We start from the raw sequence: 12,361 nt of genomic DNA, 5'->3' as shown, positions 1-12,361 counted from the left end.
TCGCGGCGTGATCCCCTCGTACGAAGCAGGACCCGGGCACGTCACAGGTACCTGGGTCCTGCCCCGAGCAAAGGTACCGCCCATAGCATCCGACGAGGACCTGTCAGGGAGTAGCAGGGTGACCGTATTCGCCGTGTTCGGCGTGGTCTTCGGGTATGCCACCCACCATCTTGACGAGCGGCGTATCGGGGACGTGGCCGTCGTCGGCCCGCTGACCCCGGGAGTCGAGTGGGGGCGTCTATGGCAGATGGCCCGCAACTGCGGACGGCCCACGGCCGGAGAGAAGGAACTGGCCCAGTGGGTGCTCACGCAGGCGACCCGGGCATTCGTGTGCGGCAGCGACCGCGTAGCGCAGTTCCAGAAGCAGAAGTGGAAACTGAAGCCGGGCGGCAAGCGCGTCCGGTTGGATGCGACCTACGCCAACCGCGACCAGCTCTGGACGGGCAACCTGACCATGGAAGGACTCACCTCCGACCAGGTGGCGCAGCGCCCCACGATCTACACCGCCTGACCACCACCCAGGATCCCGCCGAACGGAACATGGCCCCGGCACGCCGGGGCCATGTCGTTCATGCAGGTCAGCGGCACTTCCTAGCCCGGTCTCCGCCCAGGATCTCCTCAGCACGGTACCCAAGGCCGACCTGGAAGCAGGGCCGGAAGCCGATCACCGTCCGCGAGCCATCGAGAATGGCCGCTGACCTGCGAAAACCTTGCTACGGCAGGTTCCTCGCCATGACGATGCGCTGGACCTGGTTCGTGCCCTCGTAGATCTGGGTGATCTTGGCGTCGCGCATCATCCGCTCCACCGGGTAGTCCCGCGTGTAGCCGTAGCCGCCGAGCAACTGGACCGCGTCCGTGGTGATCTCCATCGCGACGTCGGAGGCGAAGCACTTGGCCGCGGCGCCGAAGAAGGTCAGGTCCCCGTCGACGCGCTCGGACTTGGCGGCGGCCGAGTAGGTGAGCTGGCGGGCCGCCTCCAGCTTCATGGCCATGTCGGCGAGCATGAACTGGATGCCCTGGAAGTCGGCGATCGGCTTGCCGAACTGCTTGCGCTCCTGGACGTAGCCCTTGGCGTAGTCGAGGGCGCCCTGGGCGATGCCGAGGGCCTGCGCCGCGATGGTGATGCGGGTGTGGTCCAGGGTCTTCATCGCGGTGGCGAAGCCGGTGCCCTCCTCGCCGATCATGCGGTCGGCGGGGATGCGGACGTTGTCGAAGTAGACCTCGCGGGTCGGCGAGCCCTTGATGCCGAGCTTCTTCTCCGGGGCGCCGAAGGAGACGCCCTCGTCCGACTTCTCGACGACGAAGGCGGAGATGCCCTTGGAGCGCTTGGTCGGGTCGGTGACGGCCATGACCGTGTAGTACTCGGAGACGCCCGCGTTGGTGATCCAGCGCTTCACGCCGTTCAGCACCCAGAAGTCGCCGTCGCGCACCGCGCGGGTCTTCATGCCCGCCGCGTCCGAGCCCGCGTCGGGCTCGGAGAGGCAGTACGAGAACATGCCGTCGCCCTTGGCGAGCGGGCCCAGGTACTTCTTCTTCAGGTCCTCGGAGCCGGAGAGGATCACCGGGAGCGAGCCGAGCTTGTTCACGGCCGGGATGAGGGAGGAGGAGGCGCAGACGCGGGCCACCTCCTCGATCACGATGACCGTGGCGAGGGCGTCGGCGCCCGCGCCGCCGTACTGCTCGGGCACGTGCACGGCGTGCAGGTCGGCGGCCGTGAGGGCGTCGAGGGCCTCCTGCGGGAAGCGCGCCTCCTCGTCGACCGCCGCCGCGTGCGGGGCGATCTTCGCCTCGGCGAGCGCGCGCACCGTCTCGCGGAGCAGGTCGTGCTCCTCCGCCGGACGGTACAGGTCGAAATCGGTCGAACCCGCCAAGACGCTCACTCCCCAACAAAGCTAACTACCGTTAAGTAACCCAATTTTAGAGCGAGCTCCCCGGCTTGTCCTATGCCATGCGTGCGTGAGCTTCACGACAGGGGTCCACAACCCGCGCAGGCAGCCGGAAACCGGGCCTTCGGGGGCACGACTATGCTCGTTCACCGCACGTCTGTCCGCATCTTCCAGGAGCACTGCATGGCCCTCAGGATCACTGTGATCGGCACCGGCTATCTCGGCGCCACCCACGCCGCGGCCATGGCGGAACTGGGTTTCGAGGTGCTCGGCCTCGACGTCGTGCCCGAGAAGATCGAGATGCTGGGCGCCGGCCGGGTCCCGATGTACGAGCCGGGACTGGAGGAGCTGCTCCGCAAGCACGTGGCGGGCATCGAGGGATCTTCCGGACGGCTGCGGTTCACCACCTCCTGGGAGGACGTGGCGGCCTTCGGCGATGTGCACTTCGTGTGCGTGAACACGCCGCAGAAGCACGGCGAGTACGCCTGCGACATGAGCTACGTGGACAGCGCCTTCGAGTCGCTGGCCCCGCATCTGACCCGGCCCGCCCTGGTCGTCGGCAAGTCGACGGTGCCGGTGGGCTCGGCGGCCCGGCTGGCCGCGCGGCTCGCGGAGCTGGCCCCGGCCGGCGCGGACGCCGAGCTGGCCTGGAACCCGGAGTTCCTGCGCGAGGGCTTCGCCGTCGAGGACACCCTGCACCCGGACCGGATCGTCGTCGGCGTGGCGAGCGAACGGGCCGAGAAGCTGCTGCGCGAGGTGTACGCGGTGCCGCTCGCCGAGGGGTCGCCGTTCGTGGTGACGGACTTCCCGACCGCCGAACTGGTGAAGACCGCGGCCAACTCCTTCCTGGCCACCAAGATCTCCTTCATCAACGCCATGGCGGAGGTCTGCGAGGCCGCCGACGGAGACGTGAAGAAGCTGGCCGAGGCGATCGGGCACGACGAGCGGATCGGGTCGAAGTTCCTGCGGGCCGGGATCGGCTTCGGCGGCGGCTGCCTGCCCAAGGACATCCGGGCCTTCATGGCGCGCGCCGGTGAGCTGGGCGCCGACCAGGCGCTGACCTTCCTCCGCGAGGTCGACTCGATCAACATGCGGCGCCGGGGCCACATGGTGGAGCTGGCCCGGGAGGCCGTGGGCGGGGACTCGTTCCTCGGCAGGCGGGTGGCGGTGCTGGGCGCGACGTTCAAGCCGGACTCGGACGACGTACGGGACTCGCCGGCCCTGAACGTGGCAGGGCAGATCCACCTCCAGGGCGGCCAGGTCACGGTCTTCGACCCGAAGGGCATGGAGAACGCCCGGCGCCTCTTCCCCACCCTCGGCTACGCCGAATCGGCGCTGGAGGCGGTGCGCGGCGCGGACGTGGTGCTGCACCTGACGGAGTGGCGCGAGTTCCGCGAGCTGGACCCGGCGGCGCTCGGCGCGGTCGTGTCCCGCCGGATCGTCCTGGACGGCCGCAACGCGCTCGACGGCGAACTGTGGCGCGATGCCGGCTGGACGTACCGGGCGATGGGACGTCCGACGGCCTGACCGCCCGACCGCCGTGCGACGGCCCCGCGCCACCTGCCTCATCGGCGGCGCGGGGCCGTCGCACGCGTCAGCCGCGCTTCGCGCGGTAGGTGCGCATCTTGGCGCGGGCGCCGCACACCGACATGGAACACCAGCGGCGGCGGCCGGCCGGGCTGCGGTCGTAGTAGACCCACCGGCAGTTCTCCGCCTCGCACGCCTTGAGCCGGGCCCAGGTGCCGTCGGCCGCCGCCGCGGCGATGGCCGCCGCGACCCGGGCGGTCAGGCCGGCCGGTTCCGCAGCGGGCCGCAGCGAGGCGGTGCCCGCCACGTCCACCGTGACGCGCAGCGGCGCCGCCGCGAGGAGCCGGTCGAGCGGGGAGGGCGCCGCGGCCTCCGCCCCGGCCGGGTGGTGACCGGCGTGCGCGAGGCAGACGGCACGGAGCGCCTCGCGCAGAGCTCGGGCGTCCGGCAGATCCGCTTCGGCGAGCCCGAGGGCCGCGCGCCCGTCCGCGGTGTCGAGAGTGTCCGCGCCGGTCTCGACGTCCAGGGTGTTGACCAGGGACTCGATCAGCGCGAGTGCGCCGGGCGCGGAATCCTTCTCGCTCATGGTCGCGACGTTACTCCCTTGCGGTGTCACCCCTCTTGGGGCAGCATGCAGTAGCGGTTACCGGTTAAGCGACTCAAGCGGTAACGCCTTGCTGATGAAGGATCTCCGGAGGAGGAAGTGTCATGGCTGTCGCCACACTGGGTGCGGTTGTCCTGGACTGCGCCGACCCCGTCGCGCTCGCCGGTTTCTACGCCGGGCTGCTCGGCGGAGAGGTGGAGGGGAAGGACGGCTGGGTGGAGCTGACCGGGGGTGCGGCCACGATCGCCTTCCAGTCCGCGCCCGGATACGTCCCCCCGGCGTGGCCGCGCGCGGACCGGTCGCAGCAGTTCCACCTGGATCTGCTCGTCGCGGATCTGGACGCGGCGGAGCGCGAGGTGCTCGCGCTGGGCGCGACGGTGCTGGAGGCGGAGGACCGGGAGCGGACGTTCCGGGTCTACGCCGATCCGGCGGGGCACCCGTTCTGCCTCTGCAAGAGCTGAGCGCCCGCTCCCCCGGGCGGTAGCCCGTGCGCGGTCCGGAAGACGGCAGGGGCACCCCTTCGTGAAGGGGTGCCCCTGTGTTCGGCGGTTGTCCGGGTCCGGCGTCAGCCGGTCGGGCCGTCCAGTTGCTCGATGGTGGCGTGCGACGGGCCTCGGCGGGCACCGAGGTCGCGGGCGACGGCCTCCGCATCGCCCAGCACCCGCACGGCGTTGCGCCAGGTGAGCTTGGCCAGGTCGGCGGCGGACCAGCCGCGGCCCAGCAGTTCCGCCACCAGGTTCGGGTAGCCGGAGACGTCCTGGAGGCCGTCGGGGAGGAAGGCGGTCCCGTCGTAGTCGCCGCCGATGCCGATGTGATCGATCCCGGCGACCTCGCGCATGTGGTCGAGGTGGTCGGCGATGGTGGCCGCGGTGGCCGTCGGGCGAGGGTGGACCGCCTCGAAGTCGGCGTGGATCCGCATGGCCCGCTCGGTGGTGTCGAGGTGGTGCAGGCCGTGGGCGCGCATGTTCTCGTCCGCGGCCTGCGTCCAGGCGACGGCGGCGGGCAGGACGAACTTCGGTACGAAGGTGGCCATGGCGATGCCGCCGTTGGCCGGGAGCCTGCCGAGGACGTCGTCGGGGATGTTGCGCGGGTGGTCGCAGATCGCCCGCGAGGACGAGTGCGAGAAGATCACCGGCGCGGTGGAGGTGTCCAGCGCGTCGCGCATCGTGGTGGCCGCCACGTGCGAGAGGTCGACGAGCATGCCGACGCGGTTCATCTCGCGCACGACCTCGTGGCCGAACGGCGAGAGGCCGCCGACGCCCGGCTCGTCGGTCGCCGAGTCCGCCCAGGCGATGTTGTCGTTGTGGGTGAGCGTCATGTACCGGACGCCGAGCGCGTGCAGGGCGCGCAGGGTGCCCAGCGAGTTGTTGATGGAGTGGCCGCCCTCGGCGCCCATCAGGGAGGCGATGCGTCCCTCGGCGCGGGCCGCCTCCATGTCACCGGCGGTCAGCGCGCGCCGCAGGTCGGCGGGGTACCGGGCCAGCAGCTCGGTGACGACGTCGATCTGTTCGAGGGTGGCGCTGACTGCCTCGTCGCCCGCCATGTCGGACCGCACGTAGACGGACCAGAACTGCGCGCCGACCCCTCCGGCACGGAGCCGGGGGATGTCGGTGTGCAGGTGGGCGGACTGGTCGGCGGCGATGTCGCGGGCGTCCAGGTCGTAGCCGACCTGCTCGCGCAGCGCCCACGGGAGGTCGTTGTGGCCGTCGACGACGGGGTGCTCGGCGAGGAGCTGCCTCGCCCGCTCCAGCTGCTCCACGGCTGCCTACTTCCCGAAGCCGAAGGAGTCGGCGCCCTGGACCTTGGCGCGCAGCCGCCTGCCCTTCTCCGTCGCCTGGTCGTTCAGCTCCTGCTGGAACTCGCGCATCCGGGCCAGGAGCTCGTCGTCGTGGGCGGCCAGCATCCGGGCGGCCAGCAGGCCCGCGTTGCGCGCGCCGCCGACCGAGACGGTCGCGACGGGCACGCCGGCGGGCATCTGGACGATGGAGAGCAGGCTGTCCATGCCGTCGAGGTACTTCAGCGGCACCGGGACGCCGATGACCGGCAGCGGAGTGACGGAGGCGAGCATGCCGGGCAGGTGGGCGGCGCCGCCCGCACCCGCGATGATCGCCTTGAGGCCGCGCTCTGCCGCCTGCTCGCCGTACGCGATCATCTCGTGCGGCATGCGGTGGGCGGAGACGACGTCGACCTCGTAGCGGATCTCGAACTCGTCGAGGGCCTTGGCGGCGGCCTCCATGACGGGCCAGTCGGAGTCCGAGCCCATGACGATGCCGACGACCGGCGCGGCGGTGATGGAGGTCATTCGGTGATCGTTCCTCGCAGGTAGTCGGCCGCGTGGCGGGCGCGCTCGCGCACGTCCGCCAGGTCGTCGCCGTAGGTGTTGACGTGTCCGACCTTGCGGCCGGGCTTCACGTCCTTGCCGTACATGTGGATCTTGAGCTGCGGGTCGCGGGCCATGCAGTGCAGGTAGCCCTGGTACATGTCCGGGTAGTCGCCACCGAGGACGTTGCACATGACCGTCCAGGGGGCGCGCGGGCGCGGGTCGCCGAGCGGGAGGTCCAGGACGGCCCGGACGTGGTTGGCGAACTGCGAGGTGATCGCGCCGTCCTGGGTCCAGTGCCCGGAGTTGTGCGGGCGCATCGCGAGCTCGTTGACCAGGATGCCCGGCTTCCCGTCGGGTCCGCGGGTCTCGAAGAGCTCGACGGCGAGGTGGCCGACGACACCGAGTTCGGCGGCGATCCGGAGGGCGAGCTGCTGGGCCTCGCCGGCCAGGCCCTCGTCGAGCTCCGGCGCCGGGGCGATGACCGTGTCGCAGACCCCGTCGACCTGGATCGACTCCACGACGGGGTAGGCGACGGCCTGGCCGTGCGGCGAGCGGACGATGTCGGCCGCCAGCTCCCGTACGAAGTCGACCTTCTCCTCCGCCAGGACCGGGACACCGGCCCGGAAGGGCTCGGCCGCGTCGGCCTCGGAGCGGGCCACCCAGACGCCCTTGCCGTCGTAGCCGCCGCGGACCGTCTTCAGGACGACGGGGAAGCCGCCGGTCTCCTCGGCGAACGCCGCGACGTCCGCCGGGTCCGCCACGATGCGGTGGCGGGGGCAGGGCGCGCCGATCGCGGTGAGCTTCGCGCGCATCACCCCCTTGTCCTGGGCGTGCACCAGCGCGTCGGGGCCGGGGCGCACGGGGATGCCGTCCGCCTCCAGGGCCCGCAGGTGCTCGGTGGGTACGTGCTCGTGATCGAAGGTGATCACGTCGCAGCCGCGCGCGAAGGCACGCAGCGTGTCCAGGTCGCGATAGTCGCCGACGACGACTTCGTTCACCACCTGGGCCGCCGAGTCCTGGGGGGTGTCACTGAGGAGCTTGAACTTGATGCCGAGGGGGATGCCCGCCTCGTGGGTCATACGGGCGAGCTGACCGCCGCCGACCATGCCGACTACCGGGAACGTCACCCGTCCAGGGTATCGGTCGCCCCGGCGGACGTCCGACGACGGCCGCTCGCCACCCGCCCCGGGCGTCCCCGGACGCCCGCCGCGCCCGCCCCGCGGCCCCCTCCGCACCCGCCCGCCCCGTCCCGTCCCGTCATCCACGGGCGCCCCGCGGGAGGGGTCGATAGCATTGCCGGGTTGACGTAACCGACAGACGGGCTGAGCCATCACCATGAGCGAACGTGGCGCATTGCGAGCCCGGCTGGATCGGCTGGCCCGGGAGGTCGCCAAGTTCGGGGCGGTCGGCGCGCTGGGCCTGGTGGTCAACATCGCGGTGTCCAACCTGCTGTGGCGCACCACGGACCTCCAGGTGGTGCGGGCGGGTCTGCTGGCCACGGTCGTCGCCATCCTCTTCAACTACGTCGGGTTCCGCTACTGGACGTACCGGGACCGCGACAAGACCGGCCGGACCCGGGAGCTGACGCTGTTCCTGCTGTTCAGCGCGGCGGGCGCGGTCATCGAGACCGGTGTGCTGTACGCGGCGACGTACGGCTTCGGCTGGAACACCCCGTTCCAGAGCAATGTCTTCAAGATCCTCGGCATCGGGATAGCGACGCTGTTCCGCTTCTGGTCCTACCGGACGTGGGTCTTCAAGGCGCTGCCCGCCGAGGAGGCGACGCCGGGCCCGGAGGTGCTGGAGGGGTTCCTGCGACAGGCGCGTACGGAGCAGGTCCCGCGGATCGAGGCGGACCCGGTACGGCGGTGAGCGCGCCGGTCAGCGCACCGGGCGTTCCGGTTCCGGTCTCTGCCGGGCCACCCTGCTGAGGAACAGCGCGAAGACCGGCGGCTGCTGCTGGAGCAGTTCGAGCCGGCCCCCGTCCGCCTCCGCGAGGTCCCGCGCGACCGCGAGGCCGATCCCTGTCGAATTGCGGCCGCTGATCGTCCGCTCGAAGATCCGGGCGCCCAGATCGGGACGCACGCCCGGACCCTCGTCCGTGACCTCGACGACCACCTGGTTCCCGGTGACCCGGGTGCGCAGCGCGACCGTGCCGCCGCCGTGCATGAGCGAGTTCTCGATCAGTGCGGCCAGCACCTGGGCGACCGCGCCGGGCGTGCCGACGGCCCGCAGGCCCTGTTTCCCGGAGCAGACGATGGCGCGGCCCTCGCCCCGGTAGGCCGGGCGCCACTCCTCGATCTGCTGCTTGACGACCTCGTCGAGATCGAAGACGACGGCGGACCCGGTACGCGGGTCGCGGGCGTTGGTCAGCAGCCGCTCCACCACGTCGGTGAGCCGTTCGACCTGGGTGAGGGCGATGTTCGCCTCCTCCTTCACCGTGTCCGGGTCGTCGGTGACGGAGATTTCCTCGATCCGCATGGAGAGCGCGGTCAGCGGGGTGCGGAGCTGGTGCGAGGCGTCCGCCGCCAGTCGGCGTTCCGCGGTCAGCATCCGGGCGATCCGCTCGGCGGAGGCGTCCAGGACGTCGGCGACCCGGTCCAGCTCGGGCACCCCGTACCGCTTGTGGCGGGGGCGCGGGTCGCCGGAGCCCAGCCGCTCGGCGGTCTCGGCGAGATCGGTGAGCGGCGAGGTCAGCTTGTTGGCCTGCCGCACGGCGAGGAGCACCGCCGAAACGATGGCCAGCAGCGCCACCGCCCCGATGATCACCAGGGTGCGGCCGACCTCGCGGGTGACGGCGGAGCTGGACTCCTCGACGGTGACCCGCTCGCCCTGCGCCCCCTCCGCCGTGCTGCTGATCACGCTGCCCCCGGGGCGGGTGCCGACTTCGAGCGGCTCCCGGCCCGGGATCTCGACCAGCGCGTAGCGTTTGCCCGAGATCTGCTGGGAGAGCAGCGAGGGATTGATCCGCTCGTCCCCCAGCATCCGGCTCTCGACGACGCTGATCAGCCGCAGCGCCTCGGAGTCGACGCTCTCCTGGGCGCTGTTGCTGATGGTGCGGCTCTCGACGATGACGAGGGAGACGCCGAAGACGGCGATCACCACGAGCACCACGGCGAGCGTGGAGTTGATCAGTCTTCGGCGCATGGTGCTTCTGTACGTCAGCTCTTCTCGAAGCGGAAACCGACGCCCCGCACGGTGGCGATGTAGCGGGGGTTGGCCGCGTCGTCGCCGAGCTTCTTGCGGAGCCAGGAGATGTGCATGTCGAGGGTCTTGGTCGACGACCACCAAGTGGTGTCCCAGACCTCGCGCATCAGCTGGTCGCGGGTGACGACCCGGCCGGCGTCCCGGACCAGGACCCGCAGCAGGTCGAACTCCTTGGCGGTGAGCTGGAGTTCCTCGTCGCCCATCCAGGCCCGGTGCGACTCGACGTCGATCCGGACCCCGTGGGTGGCGGGCTGCGGGGCGGGCTCGGCCGCGCCGCGGCGCAGCAGGGCGCGGACGCGGGCGAGCAGTTCGGCCAGGCGGAAGGGCTTGGTCACGTAGTCGTCGGCGCCGGCGTCCAGGCCGACGACGGTGTCGACCTCGTCGGCGCGTGCGGTCAGCACCAGGATCGGCACGGTGTGGCCCTCGGCACGGAGCCTGCGGGCGACTTCCAGTCCGTCCATCCCGGGGAGGCCCAGGTCGAGCACGACCAGGTCGATTCCGCCCTGGAGGCCGGCGTCGAGCGCGGTCGGACCGTCCTCGCGGACCTCGACCTCGTAACCCTCCCGACGCAGGGCGCGGGCCAGCGGCTCCGAGATGGACGCGTCGTCCTCGGCGAGCAGTACACGGGTCATGCAGTGATGGTAGTCCGCGTGGGGCGGCTGCCGTCAGGCGATCGAAAGGACCTGCGGGTCCGTCAGAAAAACAGGTACGAACCTTCGAATAGGCGAGGACAATCCCCCTTTCACCTGTGATCCATCTCTCAAGTCCGTTCATATGGGACTCTGTCGTGTCGTATGGTTACTCGACGCCTGTTGCAGTACTCAAGGACCCTTGGGCAGCTCTTAGCGCCGAGGGTCTCTTTCGTTCTGCCGGCCGGTACCCACCGGCCGTGAAATCAGTGAATGACCTGCGGGCCGGGCCCGGAGCGCGAGGAGCGCGACGGGCGTGGATCCCGATGCGGTCGGTCCCCGTCCTTGTCAGTCGGCTCCTCGGCGAGTCCGGCGGGCGGGACGCATCCCCCCGGGCGTGGGGTGGGACTCCCGACCGGATCGGTGCCGGCCTCCCCCCACCGGGCGCAACACGCTCACGAGGCGTCGCGTCCCGAGCACGCAAGGATCGACCCATGGCGTCCAGCCTGACGAAGGACCCGGCCAGCACTTCTGGATCCGGAGCCGAGAAGACGATCTTCGGCCACCCCAGTGGTCTGGCCGTCCTCTTCATGACCGAGATGTGGGAGCGCTTCAGCTTCTACGGCATGCGGGCCCTGCTCGTCGTCTATCTGCTCTCCGGCGGCCCCGACGCCAAGGACGGCAGTCTGGGCGGCGGGCTGGGGATGGACCTGGCCACCACCACGGCCATCTACTCCGTATACATGTCCATGGTCTACCTGCTGGCGATGCCCGGCGGGTGGCTCGGCGACCGGGTCTGGGGGCCGCGCAGGACGGTCACCGTCGCGGCGGCGACGATCATGGCCGGCCACCTGGTGCTGGCCCTGCCCGGCCAGGCGACGTTCTTCGTCGGCCTCGCCCTGGTGGCGCTCGGTTCGGGTCTGCTCAAGGCCAACATCTCGACGATGGTGGGCCACCTCTACGACGGTCCGAACGACCCGCGGCGCGACGGCGGCTTCACGATCTTCTACATGGGCATCAACATCGGTGCCTTCCTCGCCCCGTTGGTCATCGGTACCGTCGGGCAGACGGTGAACTGGCACCTGGGCTTCGCGCTCGCGGCGGTCGGCATGGGCCTCGGCCTGGTCATCTTCCTGCTGGGCAGCCGCAACCTCAGCGCGCAGAGCAGTGTGGTCCCCAAGCCGCTCTCGGCCGAGGAGCGCTCCTCGTGGCTGCGCAAGGGACTCGGCTGGCTGGCCGCGGCGGTGGTCTTCTACGGCATCGTCGGCGCCACCGGCCACTTCACCCTGAACTGGGCGATGATCCCGCTCACCGTGATCGGCCTGATCATCCCGGCCGGGGTGCTGATCCGCATCAAGCGGGACAAGGACCTGTCGACGGACGAGCAGTCGAAGATGACCGGCTACATCTGGTTCTTCGTGGCCGCCGCCGTGTTCTGGATGATCTACGACCAGGGCGGTTCCACGGTCCAGGCGTTCGGCGAGACGAAGGCGACCGGCTCGCTGTTCGGCTTCGAGTTCCCGTCGTCCTGGTACCAGTCGCTGAACCCGGTCTTCGTCATGGCGCTGGCCCCCGTCTTCGCCTGGATATGGGTCTGGCTGAACCGCCGGGGCAGTGAGCCGTCCACGGTCGCCAAGTTCGCGGCCGGTCTGTTCCTCGTCGGTGTCTCGTTCTTCTTCTTCCTGCTGCCGCTCGGCATCGCCTCGGACGGCACGAAGGTGACCCCGATGTGGCTCGTCGGGATCTACCTGATCCAGACGGTGGGCGAGCTGTGCATCTCCCCGGTCGGACTGTCGGTCACCACGAAGATGGCCCCGGCGAAGTACGCCTCGCAGATGATGGGCGTGTGGTTCCTCGCGGTCACCGCCGGTGACTCCGTCACCAGCCTGCTGTCGAACCCGGCCGTCTTCGGCGTCGAGCTGAACGGGTCGGGGGTCGTCGCGATCGAGGCGGTCCTGGCCGCCCTCGCGGGAGTGGCGGTCTTCATGTACCGCAAGAAGGTCAAGGAGCACATGGGCGAGATCCGCTGACGCCCGCAGGTCTCGCTCCCGGGAGGGGAGGGGCGGGGGCCCCCCCGGGGGGGGGGGCCCCCCCCCCCCCCCCCGGGGGGCGGGGGCCCCCCCCCGGGGGGGGCCCGCGGGCGCGGGCGCGCCCGGCCGGGGGGCCCGCTGGGGGGGGGGGCACGCCG

General features: G+C 71.0%; 12 protein-coding genes. 5 read left to right on the top strand and 7 right to left on the bottom strand.

The window, feature by feature from the left end; genetic code table 11:
* Nucleotides 1-118 precede the first annotated feature (118 nt).
* Entirely contained in the window at nucleotides 119-511 is a 393-nt protein-coding gene (locus ACFC79_RS33330; protein WP_376248142.1) for a hypothetical protein, read from the top strand.
* Nucleotides 512-713: 202 nt separating this feature from the next.
* On the opposite strand, the gene ACFC79_RS33325 is transcribed toward ACFC79_RS33330, so the two are convergent.
* A complete protein-coding gene (locus ACFC79_RS33325; protein WP_376248139.1) occupies nucleotides 714-1,871 on the bottom strand; it encodes an acyl-CoA dehydrogenase in 1,158 nt (385 codons plus the stop codon).
* A gap of 198 nt (nucleotides 1,872-2,069) precedes the next feature.
* Here ACFC79_RS33325 and ACFC79_RS33320 point away from each other — a divergent pair, with 198 nt between their 5' ends.
* Nucleotides 2,070-3,413 carry a UDP-glucose dehydrogenase family protein gene (locus tag ACFC79_RS33320; RefSeq protein WP_376248136.1) on the top strand — a complete coding sequence of 448 codons (1,344 nt, stop codon included), beginning with the start codon at nucleotides 2,070-2,072 and terminating at the stop codon, nucleotides 3,411-3,413.
* A 67-nt stretch (nucleotides 3,414-3,480) separates the two neighbouring features.
* Here the strand turns inward: ACFC79_RS33320 and ACFC79_RS33315 are convergent, their stop codons facing one another.
* The gene (locus tag ACFC79_RS33315) at nucleotides 3,481-3,999 is read right to left on the bottom strand and encodes a CGNR zinc finger domain-containing protein (RefSeq protein WP_376248134.1); all 519 of its coding nucleotides are present in this window, start codon (nucleotides 3,997-3,999) and stop codon (nucleotides 3,481-3,483) included.
* Between the two features lie 122 nt (nucleotides 4,000-4,121).
* Here ACFC79_RS33315 and ACFC79_RS33310 point away from each other — a divergent pair, with 122 nt between their 5' ends.
* Nucleotides 4,122-4,478 (top strand): VOC family protein, encoded by a 357-nt coding sequence (locus tag ACFC79_RS33310; RefSeq protein WP_376248131.1) that lies wholly within the window; start codon nucleotides 4,122-4,124, stop codon nucleotides 4,476-4,478.
* A gap of 104 nt (nucleotides 4,479-4,582) precedes the next feature.
* Here ACFC79_RS33310 and ACFC79_RS33305 read toward each other — a convergent pair whose 3' ends face one another.
* The 3 genes from ACFC79_RS33305 to ACFC79_RS33295 are packed head-to-tail and all read right to left on the bottom strand — an operon-like array spanning nucleotide 4,583 to nucleotide 7,467.
* Nucleotides 4,583-5,776, bottom strand: a complete 1,194-nt coding sequence (locus ACFC79_RS33305; protein WP_376248128.1) for a dipeptidase — start codon at nucleotides 5,774-5,776, stop codon at nucleotides 4,583-4,585.
* Between the two features lie 6 nt (nucleotides 5,777-5,782).
* Nucleotides 5,783-6,319 (bottom strand): 5-(carboxyamino)imidazole ribonucleotide mutase, encoded by a 537-nt coding sequence (gene purE, locus ACFC79_RS33300; RefSeq protein ID WP_376248125.1) that lies wholly within the window; start codon nucleotides 6,317-6,319, stop codon nucleotides 5,783-5,785.
* Nucleotides 6,316-7,467, bottom strand: a complete 1,152-nt coding sequence (locus ACFC79_RS33295; protein WP_376248122.1) for a 5-(carboxyamino)imidazole ribonucleotide synthase — start codon at nucleotides 7,465-7,467, stop codon at nucleotides 6,316-6,318. The genes purE and ACFC79_RS33295 overlap by 4 nt, the downstream gene beginning before the upstream one ends.
* Nucleotides 7,468-7,675: 208 nt before the next feature.
* Between ACFC79_RS33295 and ACFC79_RS33290 the strand changes: the two genes are divergently transcribed.
* Complete coding sequence (locus tag ACFC79_RS33290; RefSeq protein WP_376248119.1) at nucleotides 7,676-8,209, top strand: GtrA family protein; 534 nt, start codon at nucleotides 7,676-7,678, stop codon at nucleotides 8,207-8,209.
* A gap of 9 nt (nucleotides 8,210-8,218) precedes the next feature.
* Here ACFC79_RS33290 and ACFC79_RS33285 read toward each other — a convergent pair whose 3' ends face one another.
* Nucleotides 8,219-9,484 (bottom strand): ATP-binding protein, encoded by a 1,266-nt coding sequence (locus tag ACFC79_RS33285; RefSeq protein ID WP_376248117.1) that lies wholly within the window; start codon nucleotides 9,482-9,484, stop codon nucleotides 8,219-8,221.
* Between the two features lie 14 nt (nucleotides 9,485-9,498).
* Complete coding sequence (locus ACFC79_RS33280) at nucleotides 9,499-10,176, bottom strand: response regulator transcription factor (protein ID WP_376248114.1); 678 nt, start codon at nucleotides 10,174-10,176, stop codon at nucleotides 9,499-9,501.
* A 491-nt stretch (nucleotides 10,177-10,667) separates the two neighbouring features.
* Between ACFC79_RS33280 and ACFC79_RS33275 the strand changes: the two genes are divergently transcribed.
* Entirely contained in the window at nucleotides 10,668-12,203 is a 1,536-nt protein-coding gene (locus tag ACFC79_RS33275) for a peptide MFS transporter (protein ID WP_376248111.1), read from the top strand.
* Nucleotides 12,204-12,361: the final 158 nt, after the last annotated feature.

This window comes from Streptomyces sp. NPDC056061 (assembly GCF_042266885.1).
Taxonomy (GTDB): Bacteria; Actinomycetota; Actinomycetes; order Streptomycetales; family Streptomycetaceae; genus Streptomyces.
This window is presented reverse-complemented; position numbering and strand designations above follow the sequence as displayed.

Coding starts and splice junctions, on each gene's coding strand:
- ACFC79_RS33320 (WP_376248136.1), top strand. CDS start 2,070: ATGGCCCTCAGGATCACTGTGATCGGCACCGGCTATCTCGGCGCCACC.
- ACFC79_RS33315 (WP_376248134.1), bottom strand. CDS start 3,999: ATGAGCGAGAAGGATTCCGCGCCCGGCGCACTCGCGCTGATCGAGTCC.
- ACFC79_RS33310 (WP_376248131.1), top strand. CDS start 4,122: ATGGCTGTCGCCACACTGGGTGCGGTTGTCCTGGACTGCGCCGACCCC.
- purE (WP_376248125.1), bottom strand. CDS start 6,319: ATGACCTCCATCACCGCCGCGCCGGTCGTCGGCATCGTCATGGGCTCG.
- ACFC79_RS33290 (WP_376248119.1), top strand. CDS start 7,676: ATGAGCGAACGTGGCGCATTGCGAGCCCGGCTGGATCGGCTGGCCCGG.
- ACFC79_RS33285 (WP_376248117.1), bottom strand. CDS start 9,484: ATGCGCCGAAGACTGATCAACTCCACGCTCGCCGTGGTGCTCGTGGTG.
- ACFC79_RS33280 (WP_376248114.1), bottom strand. CDS start 10,176: ATGACCCGTGTACTGCTCGCCGAGGACGACGCGTCCATCTCGGAGCCG.
- ACFC79_RS33275 (WP_376248111.1), top strand. CDS start 10,668: ATGGCGTCCAGCCTGACGAAGGACCCGGCCAGCACTTCTGGATCCGGA.